This window comes from Massilia rhizosphaerae, from assembly GCF_016093545.1.
In the GTDB taxonomy this organism is placed as follows: Bacteria; Pseudomonadota; Gammaproteobacteria; order Burkholderiales; family Burkholderiaceae_D; genus Telluria; species Telluria rhizosphaerae.
The window spans coordinates 26,469-49,849 of the sequence record NZ_JADKYX010000003.1; the positions used below are offsets into that span (position 1 = coordinate 26,469).

Here is a 23,381-nt window from a genome sequence, read left to right on the forward strand (position 1 = left end):
GGGTCAGAAAATTCGGGGTCAGAGCACATTCCAGGCGAAATTCGGGGTCAGAGCACTTTTTCGGGCATGTTCTTTGGGGCACGCTTTTATGGCAGGCGCCGCTCGCCCGTCCGCCCGCATCGCGATGGATTCGTCGCCGCCATGTATCGGCGTTCGTGGCCTGATCGTTACGTGCGGACATTGATCCGAAATGTGCTCTGACCCCGAAGTTGTGCTCTGACCCCGAATTTGGGCGGGCGAAAAAAAACCGGAGCGGGCTCCGGTTTTTGGGGTGAGGCCGGGATCAGGCCGCGAGTTTTTTCTTCAGCAGCTCCGTGACCTGCGCCGGGTTCGCCTTGCCCTTCGACGCCTTCATGCACTGGCCGATCAGCGCGTTGATCGCCGCTTCCTTGCCGGCCTTGTACTGCTCGACCGATTTCGCGTTGCCCGCCAGGACTTCGTCGACGATCGCTTCCAGCGCGCCCGTGTCCGAGATCTGCTTCAGGCCTTCGCGCTCGATGATCGCGTCGGCCAGGTGCTCGTCTTCCGATTGCGCTTCCCACATCAGGCTGAACACCTTCTTGCCGGCGTTGTTCGAGATCGTGCCGTCGGCGATGCGTTTCAGCAGCAGGGCAAGTTGCGACGCTTCCACCGGCGACGCCTCGATGCCGACGTCGGCACGGTTCAGCGCGGACGACACGTCGCCCATCAGCCAGTTCGCGGCCGCCTTGGCGTTGTCCTTGCCGGCCTTGGCGACGACGGCTTCGTAATACGTCGCCATCGCCTGCGACGACGTCAGGATCAGCGCGTCGTACTCGGGCAGGCCGTAGTCGCGGATGAAGCGCTCGCGCATCGCGGCCGGCAGTTCCGGCATGTCGGCCTTCACGCGATCGATCCAGTCCTGCGCGATGACGAGCGGCGGCAGGTCGGGGTCGGGGAAGTAGCGGTAGTCCTGCGCGTCTTCCTTGCTGCGCATCTGGCGCGTTTCCTTCTTGTCCGGATCCCACAGGCGCGTGGCCTGCACGACCTGGCCGCCGTCCTCGATCAGCTCGATCTGGCGCCGCACTTCGTAGTGGATCGCTTCTTCCATGAAGCGGAACGAGTTCAGGTTCTTGATCTCGCAGCGGGTGCCGAATTCCTTCTGGCCGACGGGGCGCACGGACACGTTGACGTCGCAGCGGAACGAGCCTTCCTGCATATTACCGTCGCAGACGCCGAGCCACATCACGAGGCCGTGCAGCGCCTTGGCATACGCGACGGCTTCGGCCGCGCTGCGGATCTCCGGCTCGGAGACGATTTCCAGCAGCGGCGTGCCGGCGCGGTTCAGGTCGATGCCGCTCATGCCGTGGTAGTCCTCGTGCAGCGACTTGCCGGCGTCTTCCTCGAGGTGGGCGCGGGTCAGGTTGACGGTCTTCGTCTCCAGCTTGCCGTCCTTCTCGTACGCGAACGTGAGGCTGCCGCCCTGCACGACGGGATCTTCGAACTGGCTGATCTGGTAGCCCTTCGGCAGGTCCGGATAAAAGTAGTTCTTGCGGGCGAAGACGGATTGCGGCGCGATCTTCGCGCCGACCGCGAGGCCGAAGCGGATGGCGCGTTCGACGGCGCCCTTGTTCATCACGGGCAGCACGCCCGGCAGCGCCAGGTCCACGGGACTGGCCTGCGTGTTCGGCGCGGCGCCGAACTTGATCGAGCTGCCGCTGAAGATTTTGGAGTTGGTCGTGAGCTGGACGTGGTTCTCAAGACCGATGACGACTTCCCATTGCATAGTGTTCTCTCTTGTATGTCTCTGTGCCGGCATTTGGTGGGCTCGGGGAGCCCACCCTACGATATGTCGGTGCCGTAGGGTGGGCACCCCGTGCCCACCATGCGTATCAGATACCTTCCGGTGCGCGATTGTGCCAATCGGTCGCCTGCTGGTACTGGTGCGCGATGTTCAGCAGCTTCGCCTCGGCAAAGTAATTGCCGATGATTTGCAGGCCCACCGGCCGCTTGGCGTTTTTCTCTCCCGCACCGAATCCGACCGGGATCGACATGCCGGGCAGGCCGGCCAGGCTGGTCGACAGGGTGAAGATGTCGGCCAGGTAGTTCGCCACCGGGTCGTTCGCCTTCGAGCCCAGGTCCCACGCGACGCTCGGGGCCACCGGGCCCATGATCACGTCGCACTGGTCGCGGAACGCGGCCTGGAAGTCGTCGGCGATCAGGCGGCGGATCTTCTGCGCCTGCACGTAGTATGCATCGTAGTAGCCGTGGCACAGCACATACGTGCCGACCATGATGCGGCGCTGAACTTCCTTGCCGAAGCCTTGCGCGCGCGTTTTCTTGTACATGTCCTGCAGGTCCGCGTATTCCGGGGCTCGGTAGCCGTAGCGCACGCCGTCGAAGCGCGACAGGTTCGACGACGCTTCCGCCGGCGCGATGATGTAGTACACGGGGATCGACAGCGACGTCTTCGGCAGCGAGATGTCGACGAGGGTCGCGCCCAGCTTCACGAATTCGTCCAGCGCGGCGCGCACGGCCTGCTCGACGTCCGTGGCCAGGCCTTCACCAAAATATTCCTTCGGCACGCCGATGCGCAGGCCGGTCAGCGGGGCGCTACCGGACGATTGATACAAGTCGCGCGTAAAGTCTTCGCGCGCATTGCCTTGCTCGGCGGTCAGGCTCGTCGAGTCGCGCTCGTCGAAGCCGACCATCTCGTTCAGCAGTAGGGCGCAGTCCTCGGCCGTGCGGGCCATCGGGCCGCCCTGGTCGAGCGACGAGGCGAACGCGATCATGCCGAAGCGCGACACGCGGCCGTACGTCGGCTTGATGCCCGTGATGCCGCAGAACGCGGCCGGCTGGCGGATCGAGCCGCCCGTGTCGGTGCCGGTCGCGGCGGGCGCCAGCCGTGCGGCGACGGCCGCGGCAGAGCCGCCCGACGAGCCGCCCGGCACGGCGAGGGCGTCCCAGGGATTCTTGACGGCACCGAACGCGGAGTTCTCGTTCGACGAGCCCATCGCGAATTCGTCGCAGTTCAGCTTGCCCAGGGTGACCATGCCGGCGTCCGCGAATTTCGTGACGACGGTGGCGTCGAACGGGCTCACGTAGTTGCCCAGCATCTTCGAGGCGGCCGTCGAGCGCCAGCCCTGCGTGACGAAGATGTCCTTGTGGGCGATGGGGATGCCGGTCAGCGGGCCGGCATTGCCTTCGCGAATGCGGGCGTCGGCGGCCTTGGCTTGCGCCAGCGACAATTCCGGATTCACGTCCAGGAACGCGTTATGCTGGCTGGCGGCGATGCGGTCGAGGTAGTGCTGCGCCAGCTCCGTCGCCGAGACTTGTTTCGAGTGCAGGAGCGTGGACAGCTCCTTGATGGTTTTTTGATGCATCATGATGGTCGACGTTCGCTGCGGGTTATTCGATGACTTTCGGCACCAGGTACAGGCCGTCCTGGGTTGCCGGGGCCGGGGCCTGGTAGTCGGCGCGGTGGTCTTCTTCCGTCACCACGTCCTCGCGCAAGCGCAGCGGCAGGGGGAGCCTTGCCGCGAGCGGGTGAGACAACGGCGCAACACCCGTTGTATCGACGGCTTGCATCTGCTCGGCCAGGGCGAAAATCCCGTTCAGCTCGCCCAAGGCGATTTCGGCATGGGCGTCAGTCATGTCGAGCTGGGCCAGGTTGGCGATCCGTTTTACGTCTGAAAGTGTCAGGGACATGGCAAAAGGCGCGGTTCGATACCGCGTTCACAAGATGAGTGTGTAGACAATGAAATTTGGACAACGGCGCGCTAAAGCTGATAAAAGCTTTCTAATACCGTCGATCTCGCAGGCTGATATGGGCATGAAACCACCCGTTTTTCAGCGTTTAATCGGCAAATTATAAGGTAGAATGGCGGGCTAATGCGTTCTCCGGGCGAAACCGGCCCGCTACCACGCATGAAAAGCCCGCGATGCGGATTCGGCAGTCGCGGCGAGGATTCCCCGATTAATGTTAGGCGCACATCGATGCGCATATCAGGACACACATGTTTGGTTTTTTACGTAGCTATTTCTCGAACGACCTGGCCATCGACCTGGGTACCGCCAACACGCTGATCTACGTACGCGGCCTGGGCATCGTGCTGGACGAGCCTTCGGTCGTCGCGATCCGCCAGGAAGGCGGTCCGAACGGCAAGAAGACGATCCAGGCGGTCGGCAAGGAAGCCAAGCAAATGCTTGGCAAGGTCCCCGGCAACATCGAAGCCATCCGTCCGATGAAGGATGGCGTGATCGCCGACTTCACCGTCACCGAGCAGATGCTCAAGCAGTTCATCCGCATGGTGCACGATTCGAAGTTCTTCCGTCCGTCGCCGCGCATCATCATTTGCGTGCCGTGCGGTTCGACCCAGGTCGAGCGCCGCGCGATCCGCGAATCGGCGCTGGGCGCGGGCGCGTCGCAGGTCTACCTGATCGAGGAGCCGATGGCGGCCGCGATCGGCGCCGGCCTGCCGGTGTCGGAGGCGACCGGTTCGATGGTCGTCGACATCGGCGGCGGCACCACCGAGGTCGGCATCATCTCGCTGGGCGGCATGGTCTATAAAGGTTCCGTGCGCGTGGGCGGCGACAAGTTCGACGAGGCCATCGTCAACTACATCCGCCGCAACTACGGCATGCTGATCGGCGAGCAGACCGCCGAGTCGATCAAGAAGGCCATCGGTTCCGCCTTCCCGGGCTCCGAAGTCAAGGAGATGGAAGTCAAGGGCCGCAACCTGTCGGAAGGCATCCCGCGTTCCTTCACCATCTCGTCCAACGAGATCCTGGAAGCGCTGACCGACCCGCTCAACAACATCGTCTCGGCCGTCAAGAACGCCCTCGAGCAGACCCCGCCGGAACTGGGCGCGGACATCGCCGAGAAGGGCATGATGCTGACGGGCGGCGGCGCGCTGCTGCGCGACCTCGACCGCCTGCTGATGGAAGAGACGGGCCTGCCGGTGCTGGTGGCCGAGGATCCGCTCACCTGCGTGGTGCGCGGCTCCGGCATGGCGCTCGAGCGCATGGACAAGCTGGGCTCGATCTTCTCGTACGAGTAACCCGGCAGTGGCGGCGCGGACCAGGCCTGTGACGGTCCCGGCGATGCCGGGACGGCGGGCGCCGTTCGCGCTGTGCGCATCCGGCGCCGGGCGTCGACATCGACGCGGGCGACGTTAGCCCCGCATTATTGGAAGTCATGGAATACAGTCCTCCGCCGCTTTTCAAGCAAGGCGCCCCCGCAAGGGTCAAGGTGACCGTGTTCGCTCTGCTCTCGATCGCGCTGCTCGTGGTCGACGCCCGCCTGCACGCGCTCACCGCCGTGCGCCAGGTGGCGGCAACGGTCCTGTACCCGTTCCAGATGGCCGCCCTGGCGCCGCGCGACGCGCTGGCCAATATGGGCACGTATTTTTCGTCGATCTCCGCGCTGCAGAAGGAAGTGCGCGACCTGAAAAGCCAGCAGGTCGCCATGGCCCAGGTCATGCAGCAAGCGCAGCTCCAGATGGCCGAGAACGCCCAGCTGCGGCGCCTGATGGACGCGCGCGCGCACCTGCCCGTGCACTCGATGATGAGCGAGATCCTGTATGACGCGCGCGACCCGTCCACGCGCCGCGTCGTGCTCGACCGCGGTACCCGCAACGGCGTCAAGCTCGGCCTGCCCGTGATCGACAACGCCGGCGTCGTCGGCCAGGTCACGCGCGTGTTCCCGTTCACGTCCGAAGTCACGCTCCTCACCGACAAGGAGCAGGCGATCCCCGTGCAGGTGCTGCGCAACGGCTTGCGCAGCGTGGCCTATGGCCGCGGCCAGTCCGGCCTTTTGGACCTGCGTTTCGTCGCGCCCAACGCCGACATCCAGGTCGGCGACGTGCTCGTCACGTCCGGCCTGGACGGCGTCTATCCCGCCGGTCTCGCGGTGGCGAAGGTGGTCCAGGTCGAGAACGTGGCACAGGGCGTGTTCGGCCGCGTCGTGTGCCAGCCGCTGGCCGGCATCGACCGCCACCGCCAGCTGCTGATCGTGCTGTCCGACCAGCCGCTGCCGCCGCGCCCGCCCGAGGAAGCGTCCAAGCCCACCGGCAACAACACGCCGAAGAAGAACCTGCCGCGCATGGCACCCGTACCGCCGCCGCCGTTGCCGCCGCACCCGCTGGCGCCGGCCGTCGCCCCCGCCGCGGGCACCGCGAACGGCGCGCGGCCGGCCACGCAGGCGCCCGCCGCGCACCCGCCGGCCGCCGGAGCGCCGGCCGTACGCGCCCCGGCACCCGCCGCGGCCAACCCGGCACCCCGGCCCAAGGAGGGCATCTGATGCCGACGTCGAACCGTCCGCACTACATCCTGCTGCCGGTCAGCCCGCTGTTCATCGCCTTCAGCCTGGTCTGCGCCTTCATGCTCAACCTGCTGCCCTGGGGGCGCTGGGTGGGCGCGCCGGACTTCGTCGCGCTGGTGCTCGTGTTCTGGGGCATCCACCAGCCGCGCAAGGTCGGCATCGGCATCGCGTTCTGCATGGGCCTCCTGATGGACGTGCACGACGCGACGCTGCTGGGCGAGAACGCGCTGGCCTACACGCTGCTGTCCTACCTGGCGATCATGATCCACCGCCGCGTGCTGTGGTTCCCGCTCGTCACGCAGGCGATGCACGTGTTCCCGCTGCTGCTGCTGACGCAGGCGATCCAGGTGATGGTGCGTTTCATCGTCACGGGCCGCTTCCCCGGCGCGCTCGTGTTCATCGAGAGCGTGATCGCCGTCGCGCTGTGGCCCGTGATCACGTGGCTGCTGCTGGCGCCGCAGCGCCGCGCCGTCGACAAGGACCATACGCGTCCGATCTGAAGAATTTTGATCGCCTCCCCGAATGACCGAGATTAAAGACAGCGATCGCGAGATCCACCTGTTCCGCATGCGCCTGACGGCGATGGTGCTGTTCGTCTTCATCTGCTTCGGCCTGCTCGTCGCGCGCTTCGTCTGGCTGCAGGTCGTCAAGCACGACCAGTACATGGCGCAGGCGGAGGACAACCGCATCGCGCTCGTCCCCATCGTGCCGAACCGCGGCCTGATCGTGGACCGCAACGGCGTCGTCCTGGCCAGTAACTACTCCGCCTACACGCTCGAGATCACGCCGTCCAAGCTGGAAGCGAACCTGGATTCCGTGATCGACGAGCTGGCCAAGCTCGTCACGATCGAGCCGAAAGACCGCAAGCGTTTCAAGCGCCTGCTGGAAGAATCGCGGAATTTTTCCAGCGTCCCGATCCGCACGCGCCTGACGGACGACGAGGTCGCGCGCTTCACCGCCCAGCGTTTCCGCTTCCCCGGCGTGGAGGTGCAGGCGCGCCTGTTCCGCCAGTACCCGCTGGGCGAGGTGGCGTCGCACGTGCTGGGCTACATCGGGCGCATCAACCAGAACGAGGCCAAGGCCATCGAGGCCTCTGACGATGCCGCCAACTACAACGGCACGGACCACATCGGCAAGGAAGGCCTGGAAAAAAGCTATGAACACCAGCTGCACGGCCAGACGGGCTACGAGGAAGTCGAGCGTTCGGCCGGCGGCCGCGCCATCCGGACCTTGTCGCGCACGCCGCCGGTCCCGGGCAGCAAGCTGATCCTGTCGATCGACATCGAGTTGCAGAAGATCGTCGAGCAGGCGTTCGGCGATTACCGCGGCGCGCTGGTCGCCATCGAACCGTCGACGGGCGACGTACTCGCCTACGTGTCGAAACCCGGCTACGACCCCAACCTCTTCGTGGACGGCATCGACACCCAGAGCTGGACGGAGCTGAACACGTCGCCCGACAAGCCGCTGATGAATCGCCCGCTGTCCGGCACGTATCCGCCCGGTTCGACGTTCAAGCCGTACATGGCGCTGGCCGCGCTCGAATACGGGCTGCGCAAGCCCGACTACGGCATCAACGACCCGGGCTTCTTCATGCTGGGCGGCCACCGCTTCAACGACGACAAGAAGGGCGGCCATGGCTACATCGACATGTACCGCTCGATCGCGATGTCCTGCGACGTCTATTATTACCAGCTCGGCAACGACATGGGCATCGACCGCATCCACGACTTCATGCAGCCGTTCGGCTTCGGCGAAAAGACGGGCATCGACCTCGAACACGAAAAGACGGGCGTGCTGCCGTCGCAGCAGTGGAAGCGCGAGCGCTTCAGGCGCAATCCCAGGGCCGGCAAATGGGTCGGCGGCGACACGATCTCGATCTCCATCGGTAACGGCTTCAACAGCTACACGCCGCTGCAGATGGCGCACGCGGTGGCCACCTTGGCCAACGACGGCGTCATCATGAAGCCGCACCTCGTCAAGATGCTCGAGGACGGCGGCAGCCACGTGCGCACGCTGACGGTGCCCAAGGAATCCGGCCGCATCCCGCTCAAGCAGGAAAACATCGACGTCATCAAGCGCGCCATGGTCGGCGTGACGTCCGACCCGAAAGCGCCCGGCACTGCCGTTCTGCAGTTCCGCGGCGTGCCGTACACCGTGGCCGGCAAGACGGGTACGGCGCAGGTGGTCGGCCTCAAGGGCCAGAAATACAATGCGGCGGCGACGCCGGAACGCCTGCGCGACAATGCGCTGTTCATCGCCTTCGCGCCGGCCGACCATCCGCGCATCGCGCTCGCGCTGGTCGTGGAAAACGCCGGCTGGGGCGCGTCCGTGGCGGCGCCGATCGCGCGCAAGGCGCTCGATTACTACCTGCTCGGCAAGCGTCCGGGCGAGGCCGACAAGCCGGCGCCGAAGCCCGCCGACCCGGTCCCGGCCGACGAAGACCAGGTGGCGCCCACGGCCGGCGCCGACTTCAAGCCGGGCGGCGAGACCCCCGGCAACAAGGACTGAACCATGGCGCATTTTCCCGAACGCCGCTCGCTCAGCCGGCGCCTCAAACCGTATTTCACGGTCTTCGATCCGGCGCTGACGCTGATCCTGTTCCTGCTGCTGTGCGTGGGCCTCGTCACGCTGTCCTCGGCCGGCCACGACTTCCCCGGCCGCCTGGAAGGCCAGATCCGCAACATCATCGCGGCCTTCGTGTTCATGTGGGTCGCGGCCATCGTGCCGCCGCAAACCCTGCTGCGCATGGCCGTGCCCGTGTACACGTTCGGCGTCGCGCTGCTCCTGGCCGTGGCGGCCGTCGGCACCATCAAGAAGGGCGCGCGGCGCTGGCTGCACGTGGGCGTGGACATCCAGCCGTCCGAGATCATGAAGATCGCCACGCCGCTGATGCTGGCCTGGTATTTCCAGACCCGCGCGGGCATCCTCAAATGGCAATCGTTCCTCGTGGCGGCGCTGCTGCTCGGGATCCCGTTCGGCCTGATCGCCAAGCAGCCCGACCTCGGTACGGCGCTGCTGGTGGGCGCGTCCGGGTTCTACGTGATCTTCCTGGCCGGACTGTCGTGGAAGGCGCTGGGAGGGCTGGTCGCGGCCGGCTGCGCCGCGCTGCCCGTGGCCTGGTCGATGATGCACGACTACCAGCGCGAGCGGATCATGACGCTGATCGACCCCACGTCCGATCCGCTCGGCAAGGGTTTCCACATCATCCAGTCGACCATCGCGATCGGCTCCGGCGGCCTGTCGGGCAAGGGATACATGAAGGGCACGCAGGCCTATCTCGAATTCATCCCCGAGCGCACCACCGATTTCATTTTTTCGGTATATTCCGAAGAGTTCGGTTTGGTCGGGAACTTGATCCTGCTGTTCCTGTACCTGTTGCTGATCGGGCGCGCGATGATGATCGCGGCCAATGCGCCGAACCTGTTCACGCGCCTCCTCGCGGGCGCGGTGGCGATGATGTTTTTTACTTATGCTTTCGTCAATATGGGAATGGTCAGCGGCATCCTGCCCGTGGTCGGAGTTCCGCTTCCTTTCATGAGCTACGGCGGGACCGCGCTGATTACTTTGGGCCTCTGCAGTGGTATATTGATGAGCATTCAACGACACCGCAAACTGGTGCAGACCTGATATGCAAGCGAACGCAATGGCCGTTCCGAGGTTACTCCCAGCGGTCATTGCAATGCTGGCAATGATGGCGGGGTGCAGTACCACGGACCAGAACGGCGAGCACAAAAGCCTGATCCCCCTGCCGTGGAAGCACAAGATCACCCGCGTCGACCCGACGCTTCCGAACCTGCCCCCGGCCGGTTCCGGCCGCGGCGGCTACTACCAGGACGACGGTCCCGGCGCGAATCCGCCGCCCGGCCTGATGGATACCCCCGACGCCGTCGTCAAGTACGAACCCTACGCCAAGTCCGCCAACAAGCCGTATTCCGTGTTCGGCCAGACGTACGTCCCGCTCGTCAACGACGAACCGTTCTCCCAGCGGGGCATTGCCAGCTGGTATGGCGTGAAGTTCCACGGCCAGCGCACGTCGTCGGGCGAACCGTACGACATGTACAAGATGACGGCCGCGCATCCGACCTTGCCCATCCCGTCGTATGCGCGCATCACGAACCTGCAAAATGGCAAGTCCGTCGTCGTGCGCATCAACGACCGCGGACCGTTCCATTCCGACCGCATCGTCGACGTCTCCTACACGGCGGCCCTCAAGCTGGGCCTGCTGGGCAAGGGCAGCAACGAAGTCCAGATCGACCGCCTGTTCCCCGGCGACGAGATGCAGCTCGCGTCCGACCGCCGCGCCGCCGCATCCGCGGCGCAGGCCGCGCCGGCGCCGCCCGCCATTGCGGCCCTCATGCTGGAAGACCGCGCTGATACGGACGGCGCCGCCGTCGCGCGCGCGCCAGAGCCGCCCCCGGCGTCCGACAAGGCGGCGCTCAAGTCCGGCTTCTACCTGCAGCTGGGGGCCTACGGCCGCGCCGGCCGGGCAGAGGAGATCAGCGAAAGGCTCAAGCAATCCGGCGTCGACCTGGCCGTCGAAGTCGTGCGCGCCGGCCGCGTCGACCGCCTCTATGGCGGGCCTTTCGAAACCCGCGCCCTGGCACAGGAAGCGGCGCGCGAACTGCCGGCCGGACTCGGCCTGAAACCCATCGTCGTTCGCCGTTGAGCGGGCAGGGGCAGCGTTCACCCGGCGGACAACGTGCCGACGATGAGCATAAAACTTTTTGCCAGCATCGCCACCGTTGAGGCGTACATCAGACAGACCGTAAGCAAGGCCAGTTCGATATAAGCGAACGGCGCAAACGACGTGGCCTTGTACGGCCTCCGGATGAAAAGGTTCTTGAGCCCTTGCCGCGGCAAATGGTAAATCAGTTGTTCGATGCTGAGTTGGCGGATCACCCGGATGACGGCGATCGGCGTTGCGATCGCGAACATGGGCACGAGGACATATGGGACCAAGGCATGCTGGTCTCGGCGAAGCGCCGGTTCCACCTCATCCACGAATACTTTCGCGCTCGCGATGAAGGCCGCTTGTGAAAAATAAGCGATGCCGATGAACGCGATCCCCCAGCTGCCCAGAAAGATGAGAAGGCGGATGTTGGCCTTGCGCCAGCGAGGGCTGTATTTGCTGTATGAGCGCTGGGTTTCGATCGCGATCATCAGGAAGATCGCCGTCAGCGCGGACAGGCTCCAGTCGAAGTAGGCATTCCCGGTCTTTGCGACAAGAAGAGCGAGGAGCAGCCCGATGCCGCGGCTGGTGTATTTCCAGATGAGTCGGCGGTCTTCAGGCAAATCAGCCCAGTACGGCTCCGTGATTCCGTGGCACCTTTTCATCAGGTTCTCCGCCTATCGCATTATTTCCGTATAGAAACTTCTCGCCAGTATAGCTGTTGTCGGATTCCGATGTGTCATCCTCAACGTTTTCCGGTGATCGAACCACCGTGCAGTCAGCCTTTGGTGAAACGGGCTTGGCGCCGAACGGCGCGACGTTTGACATTTCCTTTAGTTCGCATAGACATCAGATGTCTGATCTAATTGAGGTTAGATTTCCTCTGTTTGTCGACTATCCTCTATGTCACATGCTATTTCTCAAGGAAAACTTGTCTTGGAGCGTGGGTTGCGATGTTCTTCGTCATCAGATGTCAGACATCCGCAACAGTTTTTTTGCTTGCTATACGCTACCATTTTTTGCATGAGCGAATACAATTAAAACTAAACATTAAATGGAAGGTTTTACGTAAACGCCATATAAACGGGAAGGTTACTACGATGTTTGCGCATAACATTCTTGTTTGCGCGATTGACACCATTAACATTGTGCTCCTACACTGATTTTGCCAACGATCGAGCCCGCCTACCGGGACGTCCTTGGCACAGAAAAACACAGGAGACAGTAATGATCGAGAAGTCCGTACAGCGGCGCCGCCAGCGCCGGCAAGTCGTGCTTGGCCTGAGCGTACTCGCCGGCCTCATCCAGCAAGCCTATGCGCAGGAAACCGCAGCGCCAGCCCAGGACGCATCCGCCCAGGTCGCACCAACCGTCCAGGCCGATACTGCCGTCGTCAAGGTGACCGGCTACCGCGCCAGTCTGTTGTCGTCGGCCAAGGACAAGAAGGAAGCCGTCGGCTTCCAGGACACCATCAGCGCCGAAGACATCGGTAAATTCCCCGACAAGAACATCGCCGAATCGCTGAGCCGCGTGCCGGGCGTGCAGATCGCCCGCGACGTGACGGGCGAGGGCATGAACATCCAGATCCGCGGCCTGGGGTCGAGCTTCACCAAGATCCTGCTGAACAATGCGCAGATGGCCGTGGCGTCGTCCGGTCCGATCGACGGCGCGAACACGAACCGCGAGATCGACCTCGACCTGCTGCCGACCGATCTGTTCACCAAGCTGACCGTCAGCAAGAGCCCGACGGCCGACATGATCGAAGGCGGCGCGGCCGGCGTCGTCAATATGCGCAGCGCCCGTCCGTTCGACAATCCGGGCACGCACGTGTCGTACAGCGGCACGATGCAGAAGCAGCAGATCGCCGACGGCGTCGGCGGCCGCGGTTCCATCGTTGCGAGCAAGACGTGGGGCGACAAGTTCGGCATCCTGGCCGGCATCGCCGTCAACCGCCAGAAGTCGCGCACGCGGGGCTACGAAACGGTGGGCCTGACGAATCCGAACCTGTCGGCCGCGCAGAGCTCGTCGCCTACGCGCAACCACACGGGTGGCGGCAACTGGACCATTCCGGCCACCGTGCCGGCCGGCGCCGGCGCGGGCCTCGTGGCCGGCACGCCTGTCAACGAGGCGTTCCTGCTGGCGAACAACCCGGGCATGACGATCGACCAGATCGACAACGCCCTGCTGCCGCGCCTGGGCCGCTTCATGGATTACTTCGGCACGCGCGACAAGGGCTCGGCCATCCTCAGCGCGGAATGGCGTCCGTTGGACAACCTGCATTTCTACGTCGATACGCTGTACAGCAAGAAGGACGACGACATGCAGCGCATCGCCTATACGTGGGCGGTCCGCAACAGCGCCGAGATTCCGTTGAACATGCAGGTCGACAAGGGCGACTGCAGCGACGGTTGCACGGTCACGTCGGGCACGTTCGCCAACTCGAGCTATTTCATCGAATTCGGCCCGCGCCGCGACCGCACCGACCTCAAGGGCATCAATCCGGGCATGGAGTGGAAGATCACCCCGACCCTGAAGCTGGATGCCCAGGCAAACGCCACCAAGTCGTCGTTCCGGCACGAGGCGCCGACCGTCATGCCGATCACGGCGGCGGGCAGCGGCCTCGTCACCACCTTCCAGAACAACGGCGGCGTGCCGAGCATCACATTCAACCAGGACGTCAACGACCCGGCCAACTTCGTCTGGGCCGGCGGCCGCGTCAACATCCAGAACGAGCTGCGCGAGACGAGCACGAAGGGCTTTCATACGGACCTGACCTGGGGCGACGCCAAGTTCAGCGTGAAGGCCGGTCTCGCCTACGACGACATCGACCGCCGCATCCGCGGCCAGGACAACTCGGCCGCATGGCAGGCCGCCGTCTGCGGCAACAATCCGAGCGTCTTCCTGCAGGGGCCGAACGGCGCGCCGCCGTGCAACGGCGCCAGCACGCCGGGCGCCAGCGCCAGCGCGCTGTATCCGGGCTACGGCACCGGCTACACGGCGGGCCAGACCGCGCCGCTGACGTACCAGGGTTCGCTGATCCCGCTGAACAAGCTGTCGAGCTACCTGGTGCAGGGTCCGTACGGCCGCCTCGTCGTCGACTGGGACCGCTTCCGCAAGGATTCGAACTACGACGCCTACAACGCGAGCGCACCGGATTCCACGAGCTCCTCGACGGGCGCCAGCTCGGGCTATGTGCGCGAAAAATCGACCGGCTTCTACACCGAACTCAGCGGCGAGACCAAGCTGGGGAGCTTCCCGGTCCGCTACAACGCCGGCGTACGCTATGTCCGCACGAAGCAGGACGTGGGCTCCCTGAACTCGTTCAGCGATCCGCGCAACGCCGGCTTGACGCAGAACGGTTCCAAGTACCCGAACCAGACCGAGTGGGTCTACCAGGACACCACCTACAACAACACGCTGCCGTCGGCCACCGCGGCCATCACGCTGCGCAAGGACGTCGTGGCCCGCGTCGCCCTGTCGAAGACGATGACCCGCGCGAATCCGAACTCGCTGCGTCCGGGCATCAACTTCAGCGGCACGTCGGCCGACGTCGGCACCATCGGCAGCCCGGGACTCAAGCCCTACCTGTCGAACAATATCGACCTGGGTATCGACTGGTACACGGGACGGGAAGGCTACGTCAGCCTGACCGTGTTCCAGAAGAAGGTGAAGGGCTTCACGGTCGTCGACAACCTGACGATGCCGTTCAACGCGCTGGCCGCCTACGGCATCACCTACAACAACCTGGTGCCGATCCAGCAGGTGGCGATCAATGCGCGCGGCGGCCCGGACGTGGCGACCGTGGTGATGAGCCAGGAGCGCAACGCCGGCGGCATCCTGACCGTGCGCGGCCTGGAGATCGGCTGGGTCCAGCCGCTCGACAAGCTGCTGCCGATCCGCGGCTTCGGCTTCAGCGAGACGGCCACCCTGATCAACCAGAGCGCCAGCGGCGAGGGCACGAACGGCTTCGTCGCCCTGAACGTGCCCAAGAAGAGCAATAACTTCGGCTTCTACTACGAGAACCACGGCTACATGGCGCGCATCTCGCACCAGTACCAGCAGGGCAGCCAGGCGTCCTCGGCGAACCAGTTCGGCGTGATCCCGGCGGCGCTGTACGGCCGGACCTACAAGCAGGCCGACTTCTCGTCCAGCGTGGACCTGGAAGAAGTGCTGGGCCGCGACAACTGGCCGACGATCACGTTCGACATCGTCAACCTGAACAAGGCCAAGCGCGAGTCCTACTTCCAGTTCCCGAACGCGGCGTTCAGCTCGTACGACCCGGGCCGTACCTTCCAGCTGGGCATCCGCGGCAAGTTCTGATCGCATCGATCGCTCCTTTACGTCCCCTGTCCCCGCTTTCGACCGGCATGCTGCGCGCCGGTTGCGAGCGGGGCTTTTTCTTTTGCGCTAGCTCACACCGCTTCGATTTCCCCTCCGAGATCCGGAACCGCCGATCCGGCAGCCGGTCGAACCGCACATCAACGTAACGACCCGAGGGGAGCGAGGGCATGGGGACACGACTCATGGAGCTGGTCGAACGCTTCGGCGGCCGGCTGGAAGGCGATCCGGACATCGAAGTCACGCGTATCGCCCCGCTGGACCGCGCGGGTGCCGCGGACATCAGCTTTCTCAGCAACAGCCGGCTGCGGGCCGCGGCCGCGCACAGCCGGGCGGCGGCGCTGATCCTGTCGCCGCTCGACGAGCCGGACGTCGCCGCCGGCTACGCCGGCGCGCGCATCGTCACGAGCAACCCGTACGCCTATTTCGCCCGCACGGCGCAATACCTGTGCGGACCGGCCGCCGGGCCCGCGCCGGGCATCCACCCGTCGGCCGTCGTGCACGCGGGCGCGCGCGTGGACCCGACCGCCAGCATCGGTCCGCACGTCACGGTGGAGGCGGGCGCGGTCGTCGGGCCCCGCGTGGTCATCGACGCCGGTTGCTACGTCGGGCGAGAGGCCGCGGTGGGCGAGGGCACGCACTTCTTCGCCAACGTGACCTTCCACGCGCGCTGCGTCATCGGCGCGCGCGGCATCGTCCATTCCGGCGCCGTGATCGGCGGCGACGGCTTCGGGTTCGCCGTGGACGGCGGCGTCTACATCAAGATCCCGCAGACGGGGCGCGTGGTGATCGGCGACGACGTCGACATCGGCACGAACACGGCGATCGACCGCGGCGCGCTGGACGACACCGTGATCGAGGACGGGGTAAAGCTCGACAACCTGATCCAGATCGGCCACAACTGCCGCATCGGCGCGCACACGGCGATGGCCGGCTGCGTGGGCGTGGCCGGCAGCGCCAACATCGGCCGCCACTGCACGTTCGGCGGCGCCGCGATGATCAACGGCCACATCGACATCGTCGACAACGTCCACGTCACGGCGGGCACGCTGGTCCCGAACTCGATCATGGAGCCGGGCCGCTACACGGGCTTTTATCCGATGGCGCCCAACGCGGAGTGGGAGCGCAACGCGGCGCTGCTGCGCAATCTGTCGGCGATGCGGGACAAGATCAAGGCCCTCGAGCGGGCGGTGAAGGCGTTGAGCGGGGAGGCGGAGCGGACAGGGTAGCCGCACGCGCGGCTGACCCGGGCGCGCCGCATCGTCAGCGTGCCATGACCTGTCGATAGTGCCGCGGCGAGATGCCCATCGCCGCGCGGAAGCGATGCCCGAGATGCGACAGGTCGGCATAGCCGCAGAGGTCGGCAATCTGCTGCAAAGGCAAGGTCGTCGTCTTCAGCAGCGTGCGGGCCAGTTCGATGCGGCGCTGGGCGATCCAGGCCGACGGGGGCATGCCGAACGACACGCGGAACATGCGCGCCAGGTGGAACTCCGACAGACAGGCCAGCTGCGCCAGCATGCCCAGCGTAATCGGCTGTGCCAGATTCGCTTCGATGTAGTCGGCGAGCCGGCGGCGCATCAGGGGCGCCAGGCCGCCCTTGAGCCGCGGCGCGCGCCGCGGGACGCCTTGCGAGCGCAGCAGTTCGCTCAATGTGTCGTGCGTGATCTCGTTGGCGCGCACCAGATTGTCAGGGTCGTCCCAGGGCGTACCGACCAACGCCTGGCACAGCCGCAGCAAGCCGTCGTTTTCGAAGTAGGTGCGGTCGGCAAGGGTGATCTCGCGCGGCTCGCGGTCCAGTTCCACGACCGCCCGGCGCGTGAAATGCTCCGGCATGAAGTAGACGTGCAGCAGCCGCAAATGGTCGCGCACCACCCATTCCGATTCGTGATCGTCCGGCAGCGTGCACAGGCGCAGCGGCGCGCCATACTGCCTGGGCGCGCCGCTGCGCTCGGTGCGGTAGCCGCCTCCCAGGTAGCAGGAGAGCGTATGGTGGCCGGGCCGGGCATACACCGTCAGCGCTTCGTCGGTGTCGCGCTGCCAGATGGCCGCCGCCATGCCGTCGCCCAGCCACACGAAACGCTCGAGGGTGGCGTCGGTGCCGCACATGGTGTCGAACACGGCGTGCGAAATGGGAGCGGGACGGGCGTGCATGGGAAAAGTCTAGCATGGGTCCTCGACCCGTACCGACAGGGCATCGAAAGTGCGCAAGACCAGACAAGTTGGCGCCGGCGGCCGCGCCGATCATGTCGGCATGAATACTTTTCTTTATCTGCTCACCGTCGTCATCTGGGGCACGACCTGGATCGCGATCAAATTCCAGCTCGGCGTCGTCGCGGCGCCGGTGTCGATTGCCTATCGGTTCTGGATCGCTGCCGCCGTCCTGTTCCTGTTCCTGCTCGGCACGCGCCGGCCCGTGTGGCCGCCGCGCGAGGCATGGCGCTATCTGCTTGCCCAAGGCATTTCTCTGTTCTGCTGCAATTTCCTGTGCTTCTATTACGCCAGCCAATGGGTCCCCAGCGGCCTGGTGGCCGTCGTCTTTTCGACGGCGCCCATCTGGAACGCGGTCAACCAGCGCCTCTTCATGCACCGTCCGATACGGCGCGAGGTGCTGATCGGTTCCCTGCTCGGCCTGGCGGGCATCGGGCTGCTGTTCCTGCCGCAGATGCGGGGCCACTGGAGCGACCATGGCATGCTGCTGGGGTTGGCGCTGGCACTGTTGGGCACGGTGTGTTTTTCGACGGGCAATCTGCTGTCGAGCCGGATGCAGGCACTCGGCCTGACCCCGTTGCTGACCAATACCTGGGCCATGCTGATCGGCTCGACCATCGTGGGCGGCGGCGCCCTGTTGCTGGGCATGCCGTTCACGATCGACGCCAGTCCCCGATACCTGGGCGCGCTGGTCTACCTTGCCGTCCCCGGCTCCGTCATTGCCTTTACGGCTTATCTGGTGCTGGTCGGCCGCATCGGGCCCGACCGCGCGGCGTACTCGACCGTGCTGTTCCCCCTCGTGGCATTGACCGTGTCGACCCTGCTCGAGGGTTACCACTGGACGTTGCCGGCCCTGGGCGGGGTTGCGCTGGTCCTCGGCGGCAACCTGCTCGCGTTCATGAAACCCGCCGCGGTCCGCGTGGCGCCGCCGGACGTGCCGACGTGCCGCAGTTCTCGGCCATGACGGACAAGATTGACCTGCTTAGATGACGATCGTGCCTTGATGGTAAATTGCCTGCCACTGCCCGCCGCTGCGCCGCCACACGGTCAACCTGCGCGTGACGCGGTCCGGTTGGTGTAGCGTGTAGGTGAGCAGATAGTGATCGGCGCCGGCCGGCGCGACGTGGAAGTCTTCGGCGTGCCAATCGTCGGGCTGCGGATCGGCGGCGCGCTCGCGCAGCACGTCGAGCACGTATTGCCTGCCGTAGCGCCGGCCGGATGCGCCGACTTCCCAGAATGTCGGTGCCGCGATGCGTTCGGCGGCGTGACCGGTGTGGAACAGCGGTTCGAGCCGGCGCAGTTCGTCGAGTATGCCCGTCAATTCGGGCGGCGTGACCAGTGCGGGTTCCATGCGCCCTCCTGTTCAGTTGCAGGTCTTGACGTCGGCCCCGTCGTAGCGCTCCGCATAGCCTTCGATGCGCTTGCGCGTGGCGGCGTCGAGGCTGCGCACGCGATAGACATAGTGCGTGGTCTGCGGTCCGCGCGGGGCGACGCGGGCCGAGTGGACGCCCTGCTTGTTCAACTGGGCGAGCAGGGCCTGGGCGCCGGCCTCGGTCTTGAAGACGCCGAGCGAGATCGCGTACTTGAGGGGCGAATCGCCCTGCATGACATAGAAATTGGTCACCCCCAGGTCGCGCAGTTCCGCAGCTTTCTTGTCGGCCGCTTCCTTGCTGCCCTGCGGCGGGATGTGCACGAGCCAGCTGGTCACGTCTTGCGCCTGGACCGTCTGGCGCGACTGGCGGTCGCCGAGGTCGAGCTTGGCCAGGCGCGCTTCGAAGCGGCGTGCGTCGCCCGCATCGAACGGGCCGATTTCCGTGCACGCGAAGACGGGGGCGGGCGCCGCTCCACCCGTGGCGGCGGGGGCGGTGGCGGATGCCGGCGCGCTGGCCGCCGCGCTGGCCGCCGCACTGGCTGAACCCGCGCCGGCCGCCGCGTCGCCACCCGCCGGCGGCGCCGCCGCCTTCGCGGCCGCCTCGGCCTGCTCGCGCGTCAGCAAGGTCATCTTGGCCGCGTTGAACTGGCGCCTGAGGCGCGCCGGTTCGTGTTCATTGCTCTTGCTTGTGCCGAGCACGCCCTGGGCATAGGCGAACAGGGCGGCGTTCAGGAACAGCAGGGACCAGAAGGCGAGTCTTAGCACGAGCGAGTCCTCAAGCGGAAGCGGAGTCGGAAGAAAGCAGCGGCGCGGCCGCGTGCAGGCCCACCAGCACGATATTATCCAGCATCCAGTGGGGAACGGACAGCAGCGGCGCCACGCTGGCCGCCGCGCCGCCCGAGACGATGCACAGGTCGGCCGGCAGGGCGGCGCAGGCGCGTTCGATCGCGCCCGCCTGCGCGGCCAGGCAGCCGGACAGGATGGCGTCGCTCGTGTGGTCGGCGAAGGTCGGCGGCGCGGCATACGCGTCGGCACCCGGCGCCACCTGCGGCAGCTGGGCCGTGCCGCGCGCCAGCGCGCCCAGCATCAGGCCCAGGCCCGGCAGGATCATCCCGCCGAGGAAGTCGCCGGCGGCCGTCACCGCGTCGACCGTCGTTGCGGTGCCGCACGTGGCCACGACGAGGGCCTTGCCGGGGGCGACGCAGCGGGCGCCGAGGGCGGCGGCGAATCGGTCGCTGCCCAGTTGCGCGGGGTTGCGGTAGCGGTTGCGCAAGCCGTTCAATTCGGCGCGCGACGTGAACCAGTGCGGCGCTGCCGGCAGCAGCGGGGCGAGCAGCGCCGTCAACTGCGCCTGCATCGCGTGGCCCGCCACGTTCGAGACGATCGCGCGCGCGAGCCCGTGGCCGGCCCACGCGGCCTGCAGGCGGTCCAGTTCCGCGTGCGGCACGGCGCCGTGCGCGGTCCAGTCGCCGGGCGCCGCGTCGGGCGCGGCGATGGCCCATTTGATTCTCGTGTTGCCTGCGTCGACCAAGAGCAGCATGGGGTTCTCCTTGACTGTCAATCCCGCGTGCGCAGCGACACGTCGCCGGCGACGATCGCGACGCGCCCGGCCGCCGTGTCGAGCAGCAGGCGGCCCGTGTCGTCCACGCCGGCGGCCAGGCCTTCGTGCTGGATCTCGCCCCGGTCGATCAGGACGACGGTCCGGCCCTGCCACGCGTGCAGCTTGTTCCAGCGCGCGGCGAACGGGGCGAAGCCCTGCTGCGCGAACTGGGCCAGCGCGGCGGCCAGGCCGTCGAGCAGCGCGGCCATCAGCTCGTCGCGGTCCATGCGCGCAAGCCACGGCATCGCGGCGGCGCCGCGGCCAATCTTTTCTTCGAGTGCATCCGGCATCACGAGGTTCACGCCGATGCCGACGATGGCCCAGGCCGCGCCGCCGGGCAGCACGTGCGTTTCGACGAGGATGCCGGCCAGTTTGTCGCCATCCTTGAGCACGTCGTTGGGCCATTTCAGCAGCACGCCCTGGCCGAGGCGGCCCAGCGTTTCCGCCAGCGCGACGCCGACCGCGAGCGGCAGGCCGGCCAGGCCGCGCAGGCCGGCGTCGAAGCGCCAGGCCAGCGAGAACGTCAGCGAGTGCCCCGGCTCGGACAGCCAGCTGCGGCCCGCGCGTCCGCGCCCCGCCGTCTGGTGTTCCGCGACCAGCAGCACGGGGTCGTTCAGGTGCGGCGCGCGCGCCAGCAGGTCGGCGTTCGTCGAGCCGGTCTCCGGCACCACCTCGACGGCGACGCCGGACCGGGACAGATGCGCGATGCGGCCGGCATTCATGGCGCCGCCTTTTCCGCCTTTGCCGCCTTTTGCGGCGCGCGCGCGAACAGGGCGTCGAACACGGCGTTGGGCAGCAGGCGCAGGAGTTTCGCCACGATCCCCATCGGCCAGGGGATCACGCGGTAGCTGCTGCCGGCGTCGATGGCGCGCGCGGCCGCGGCCGCGAAGCGCTCGACGGGCATCAGGAAGGGCATCGGAAAACGGTTTTGACGGGTCATCGGGGTGTCGATGTAGCCGGGGGCGATGGTCACGACCCGGATACCGTGGGGTTGCAGTTCGAGGCGGAGCGATTCCGCATACGTGTGCACGGCCGACTTCGACGCGCAATAGGCGCCGGCGCCTTTCATGCCGCGGATGCCGGCCACGCTGCCGATGGCGACGAGGCGGCGCGGGCCACTGCCGCGCTTCATCGCCTCGATGAACGGCGCGAACGTGGCCACGGTGGCCGTCACGTTGACGGCGAAGATGTGCGCAAACTCGGCGAGGTCGCCGGGCCGTTCCGTCAAGGTGCCGGCCGAGACCCCGGCGCTGGCGATGACGATGTCGGCGCCGCCTGCGCGCGCGATGAAGTCGGCGGCCGCGCGCGCGAGTGCGGCGTGGTCCGTCACGTCGACGGCGTAGAGGTGGTGGCCGCCGGGCGCGGGCAAGGTGGCGGCGAGGTCGCGCAGGGCGTCGCCGCGGCGGCCGAGCAGGCCGAGGACGGCGCCGCGCGCCGCGTATTCCCGGGCGAGGGCGGCGCCGATGCCGCTGGATGCGCCGGTGACGAACACGCGCAGCCGGCGGCCCTGCGCCGCGGTCATCGCTTGTCCGCTTTCGCTTTCGCGACGAGGAAGTCCATCACTTGCAAGGCCGTCTGCTGTTGCTGGGTTTCCGTCGTGCCTTCGGGCGCGCCCGCGCCCACGTGCGACGGCGAGGTGATGTAGCGGCCGTCGATGACGACGAGGGGCCAGCGGTCGACGCCGTAGTCGTCCATCATCGCGGCCGCGCGGCGCAGCTTCGCCTGGATGCCGAACGAGCGGTAGGTGTCGATGAAGCGGGCGCGGTCGATGCCGTTTTGCGCCGCCCAGTCGAACACCTGCTCGTCGCTGGACAGGCGCAGGTGCTGCTGGTGCATGGCGTCGAACACCTTCTGGTGGTATTGCGGCAGGAGACCCATCGCGTCCAGCGTGTAGAACAGGCGCTGCTGCGGCAGCACGCCGGCGCCGCCCGCGATGTGCACGCGCTTGAACGCGATGTCGTCGCCCTCTTTCTTGACCCACGCTTCCAGCGCCGGTTCGAAGGCGTAGCAGTGCGGGCAGTAGTAGGCGAAGAACTCGATGACTTCGACTTTTTTGCCGGTGTCGGTCGGCTGCGGCGACGGCAGCACGAGGTATTGCGCACCCGCTTGCGGGTCGGCGGCCAGCGCTGCCGCGGACATCGTGCCGGCCGCGAGGCCGAGGAGGGCGGTGCAGAACAGGCGGCGCGGCAGGCGCATGTCGGCTCCTTAACGTTGGTTGCGCACGATGGCGACGTCGACGCCGCTGTCGAGCAGCTTGGCGCGTGCCTTGTTCATGGTTTCGACCTGGTTGTACGGGCCGAGGCGCACGCGGTGCAGCACGCCGCTGTCGCTCGTGCGGTCGCTGATCGCCGCTTCGAAGCCGAGCAGCGCGAGCTTGGCGCGCGCGGCTTCGGCGTCGGACAGGTCGCGGAACGCGCCCGCCTGCAGATAGTAAATGTACTCGCCCGTGGCGGCGCCTGCCGCTGCCGGCGCCGGTGCGGCCGCGGGCGCGGCGGAGGCGACACGCGTGTCCGCCCTGGATTCCGGCTTGGCCGGCGCCGGCTCTTTCATCGCGGCGATCGCCTGGCCCAGCGGATCGGCCTCGGCCGGCTTGGCGTCGCCGGCCGCCGGCGTGCCGCCGTTGCGCGCGGCCGCCTTTTCCGTGAGCTCCTTGTTCGCTTCGCGCACGGCGTCGCGGTTGGCGTACATCGGCTTGTTCGGATCCTGGGCCTGGCCGGGCGCCGGATCGGCCGGGCGGCCGGCCTTGGCCATCTTGTCGGTGAACGGCGAGGCGCCCTTGGTGATCGTCAGCGCCACCGCGACCGCGATGGCCAGGCCGACGATCAGGCCGATGATGAGGCCAGTGAGCGTGCTGCCGCGCTGGCGCGAGATGGAACGAAGCTGACGGTGGCGGGAAACGGCGGTCATGTAGAGC

General features: G+C 66.6%; 21 protein-coding genes. 9 read left to right on the forward strand and 12 right to left on the reverse strand.

Features of this window, described 5'->3' with window-relative positions:
- Positions 1-283 precede the first annotated feature (283 nt).
- The 3 genes from gatB to gatC all read right to left on the reverse strand — a co-directional run bounded on the left by gatB (position 284) and on the right by gatC (position 3,666).
- Entirely contained in the window at positions 284-1,777 is a 1,494-nt protein-coding gene (gatB, locus tag ISF28_RS05770) for an Asp-tRNA(Asn)/Glu-tRNA(Gln) amidotransferase subunit GatB (protein ID WP_267876945.1), read from the reverse strand.
- A 73-nt stretch (positions 1,778-1,850) separates the two neighbouring features.
- Complete coding sequence (gene gatA, locus ISF28_RS05775) at positions 1,851-3,341, reverse strand: Asp-tRNA(Asn)/Glu-tRNA(Gln) amidotransferase subunit GatA (RefSeq protein ID WP_198116575.1); 1,491 nt, start codon at positions 3,339-3,341, stop codon at positions 1,851-1,853.
- Between the two features lie 25 nt (positions 3,342-3,366).
- The gene (gene gatC / locus ISF28_RS05780; RefSeq protein ID WP_198116215.1) at positions 3,367-3,666 is read right to left on the reverse strand and encodes an Asp-tRNA(Asn)/Glu-tRNA(Gln) amidotransferase subunit GatC; all 300 of its coding nucleotides are present in this window, start codon (positions 3,664-3,666) and stop codon (positions 3,367-3,369) included.
- Between the two features lie 308 nt (positions 3,667-3,974).
- On the opposite strand from gatC, the gene ISF28_RS05785 reads away from it, so the two are divergent.
- The 6 genes from ISF28_RS05785 (at position 3,975) to ISF28_RS05810 (ending at position 10,946) form a co-directional block, all read left to right on the forward strand.
- Positions 3,975-5,018, forward strand: coding sequence for a rod shape-determining protein (locus tag ISF28_RS05785; protein ID WP_025511657.1), 1,044 nt, complete (start codon positions 3,975-3,977; stop codon positions 5,016-5,018).
- Between the two features lie 137 nt (positions 5,019-5,155).
- Complete coding sequence (gene mreC / locus ISF28_RS05790; protein WP_198116216.1) at positions 5,156-6,259, forward strand: rod shape-determining protein MreC; 1,104 nt, start codon at positions 5,156-5,158, stop codon at positions 6,257-6,259.
- Positions 6,259-6,780, forward strand: a complete 522-nt coding sequence (mreD, locus tag ISF28_RS05795; RefSeq protein WP_198116217.1) for a rod shape-determining protein MreD — start codon at positions 6,259-6,261, stop codon at positions 6,778-6,780. Before mreC ends, mreD begins: the two co-directional genes overlap by 1 nt.
- A 22-nt stretch (positions 6,781-6,802) precedes the next feature.
- A complete protein-coding gene (gene mrdA / locus ISF28_RS05800) occupies positions 6,803-8,788 on the forward strand; it encodes a penicillin-binding protein 2 (RefSeq protein WP_198116218.1) in 1,986 nt (661 codons plus the stop codon).
- Positions 8,789-8,791: 3 nt separating this feature from the next.
- Positions 8,792-9,907: a rod shape-determining protein RodA gene (rodA, locus tag ISF28_RS05805; RefSeq protein ID WP_198116219.1), complete on the forward strand. Its 1,116-nt coding sequence runs from the start codon at positions 8,792-8,794 to the stop codon at positions 9,905-9,907.
- A gap of 52 nt (positions 9,908-9,959) precedes the next feature.
- Positions 9,960-10,946: a septal ring lytic transglycosylase RlpA family protein gene (locus ISF28_RS05810; RefSeq protein ID WP_229518907.1), complete on the forward strand. Its 987-nt coding sequence runs from the start codon at positions 9,960-9,962 to the stop codon at positions 10,944-10,946.
- Between the two features lie 17 nt (positions 10,947-10,963).
- Here the strand turns inward: ISF28_RS05810 and ISF28_RS05815 are convergent, their stop codons facing one another.
- Complete coding sequence (locus ISF28_RS05815) at positions 10,964-11,614, reverse strand: hypothetical protein (protein WP_198116221.1); 651 nt, start codon at positions 11,612-11,614, stop codon at positions 10,964-10,966.
- Positions 11,615-12,176: 562 nt separating this feature from the next.
- Between ISF28_RS05815 and ISF28_RS05820 the strand changes: the two genes are divergently transcribed.
- Both ISF28_RS05820 and lpxD read left to right on the forward strand, forming a co-directional pair.
- Complete coding sequence (locus ISF28_RS05820; RefSeq protein ID WP_198116222.1) at positions 12,177-15,269, forward strand: TonB-dependent receptor; 3,093 nt, start codon at positions 12,177-12,179, stop codon at positions 15,267-15,269.
- Positions 15,270-15,457: 188 nt separating this feature from the next.
- Positions 15,458-16,516, forward strand: a complete 1,059-nt coding sequence (lpxD, locus tag ISF28_RS05825; protein ID WP_198116223.1) for a UDP-3-O-(3-hydroxymyristoyl)glucosamine N-acyltransferase — start codon at positions 15,458-15,460, stop codon at positions 16,514-16,516.
- 34 nt (positions 16,517-16,550) lie between these two features.
- On the opposite strand, the gene ISF28_RS05830 is transcribed toward lpxD, so the two are convergent.
- On the reverse strand, positions 16,551-17,438 hold the full coding sequence (locus ISF28_RS05830) for a helix-turn-helix domain-containing protein (RefSeq protein WP_198116224.1): 888 nt from the start codon (positions 17,436-17,438) through the stop codon (positions 16,551-16,553).
- Positions 17,439-17,538: 100 nt separating this feature from the next.
- Between ISF28_RS05830 and ISF28_RS05835 the strand changes: the two genes are divergently transcribed.
- Positions 17,539-18,459 (forward strand): DMT family transporter, encoded by a 921-nt coding sequence (locus ISF28_RS05835; protein ID WP_198116225.1) that lies wholly within the window; start codon positions 17,539-17,541, stop codon positions 18,457-18,459.
- Positions 18,460-18,477: 18 nt separating this feature from the next.
- On the opposite strand, the gene ISF28_RS05840 is transcribed toward ISF28_RS05835, so the two are convergent.
- Genes ISF28_RS05840 through ISF28_RS05870 form a run of 7 tightly spaced genes read right to left on the reverse strand, consistent with a single transcriptional unit; the run spans position 18,478 to position 23,374 of the window.
- Positions 18,478-18,846 (reverse strand): nuclear transport factor 2 family protein, encoded by a 369-nt coding sequence (locus ISF28_RS05840; protein WP_198116226.1) that lies wholly within the window; start codon positions 18,844-18,846, stop codon positions 18,478-18,480.
- A gap of 12 nt (positions 18,847-18,858) precedes the next feature.
- On the reverse strand, positions 18,859-19,632 hold the full coding sequence (locus tag ISF28_RS05845; RefSeq protein ID WP_198116227.1) for an SPOR domain-containing protein: 774 nt from the start codon (positions 19,630-19,632) through the stop codon (positions 18,859-18,861).
- Between the two features lie 10 nt (positions 19,633-19,642).
- A complete protein-coding gene (locus ISF28_RS05850) occupies positions 19,643-20,407 on the reverse strand; it encodes a type III pantothenate kinase (RefSeq protein ID WP_198116228.1) in 765 nt (254 codons plus the stop codon).
- Positions 20,408-20,424: 17 nt separating this feature from the next.
- Entirely contained in the window at positions 20,425-21,189 is a 765-nt protein-coding gene (locus tag ISF28_RS05855; RefSeq protein ID WP_198116229.1) for a biotin--[acetyl-CoA-carboxylase] ligase, read from the reverse strand.
- Positions 21,186-21,989, reverse strand: coding sequence for an SDR family oxidoreductase (locus ISF28_RS05860; protein WP_198116230.1), 804 nt, complete (start codon positions 21,987-21,989; stop codon positions 21,186-21,188). The genes ISF28_RS05855 and ISF28_RS05860 overlap by 4 nt, the downstream gene beginning before the upstream one ends.
- The gene (locus ISF28_RS05865; RefSeq protein ID WP_198116231.1) at positions 21,986-22,663 is read right to left on the reverse strand and encodes a thiol:disulfide interchange protein DsbA/DsbL; all 678 of its coding nucleotides are present in this window, start codon (positions 22,661-22,663) and stop codon (positions 21,986-21,988) included. Before ISF28_RS05865 ends, ISF28_RS05860 begins: the two co-directional genes overlap by 4 nt.
- A gap of 9 nt (positions 22,664-22,672) precedes the next feature.
- Complete coding sequence (locus tag ISF28_RS05870) at positions 22,673-23,374, reverse strand: SPOR domain-containing protein (protein WP_198116232.1); 702 nt, start codon at positions 23,372-23,374, stop codon at positions 22,673-22,675.
- Positions 23,375-23,381 lie beyond the last annotated feature (7 nt).

Coding starts and splice junctions, on each gene's coding strand:
- ISF28_RS05865 (WP_198116231.1), bottom strand. CDS start 22,663: ATGCGCCTGCCGCGCCGCCTGTTCTGCACCGCCCTCCTCGGCCTCGCG.
- ISF28_RS05850 (WP_198116228.1), bottom strand. CDS start 20,407: ATGCTGCTCTTGGTCGACGCAGGCAACACGAGAATCAAATGGGCCATC.
- mreC (WP_198116216.1), top strand. CDS start 5,156: ATGGAATACAGTCCTCCGCCGCTTTTCAAGCAAGGCGCCCCCGCAAGG.
- ISF28_RS05830 (WP_198116224.1), bottom strand. CDS start 17,438: ATGCACGCCCGTCCCGCTCCCATTTCGCACGCCGTGTTCGACACCATG.
- ISF28_RS05840 (WP_198116226.1), bottom strand. CDS start 18,846: ATGGAACCCGCACTGGTCACGCCGCCCGAATTGACGGGCATACTCGAC.
- gatA (WP_198116575.1), bottom strand. CDS start 3,341: ATGCATCAAAAAACCATCAAGGAGCTGTCCACGCTCCTGCACTCGAAA.
- ISF28_RS05870 (WP_198116232.1), bottom strand. CDS start 23,374: ATGACCGCCGTTTCCCGCCACCGTCAGCTTCGTTCCATCTCGCGCCAG.
- mrdA (WP_198116218.1), top strand. CDS start 6,803: ATGACCGAGATTAAAGACAGCGATCGCGAGATCCACCTGTTCCGCATG.
- ISF28_RS05815 (WP_198116221.1), bottom strand. CDS start 11,614: ATGAAAAGGTGCCACGGAATCACGGAGCCGTACTGGGCTGATTTGCCT.
- ISF28_RS05810 (WP_229518907.1), top strand. CDS start 9,960: ATGCTGGCAATGATGGCGGGGTGCAGTACCACGGACCAGAACGGCGAG.
- lpxD (WP_198116223.1), top strand. CDS start 15,458: ATGGGGACACGACTCATGGAGCTGGTCGAACGCTTCGGCGGCCGGCTG.
- ISF28_RS05855 (WP_198116229.1), bottom strand. CDS start 21,189: ATGAATGCCGGCCGCATCGCGCATCTGTCCCGGTCCGGCGTCGCCGTC.
- ISF28_RS05860 (WP_198116230.1), bottom strand. CDS start 21,989: ATGACCGCGGCGCAGGGCCGCCGGCTGCGCGTGTTCGTCACCGGCGCA.
- ISF28_RS05820 (WP_198116222.1), top strand. CDS start 12,177: ATGATCGAGAAGTCCGTACAGCGGCGCCGCCAGCGCCGGCAAGTCGTG.
- gatB (WP_267876945.1), bottom strand. CDS start 1,777: ATGCCGGCACAGAGACATACAAGAGAGAACACTATGCAATGGGAAGTC.
- rodA (WP_198116219.1), top strand. CDS start 8,792: ATGGCGCATTTTCCCGAACGCCGCTCGCTCAGCCGGCGCCTCAAACCG.
- ISF28_RS05835 (WP_198116225.1), top strand. CDS start 17,539: ATGAATACTTTTCTTTATCTGCTCACCGTCGTCATCTGGGGCACGACC.
- ISF28_RS05785 (WP_025511657.1), top strand. CDS start 3,975: ATGTTTGGTTTTTTACGTAGCTATTTCTCGAACGACCTGGCCATCGAC.
- gatC (WP_198116215.1), bottom strand. CDS start 3,666: ATGTCCCTGACACTTTCAGACGTAAAACGGATCGCCAACCTGGCCCAG.
- mreD (WP_198116217.1), top strand. CDS start 6,259: ATGCCGACGTCGAACCGTCCGCACTACATCCTGCTGCCGGTCAGCCCG.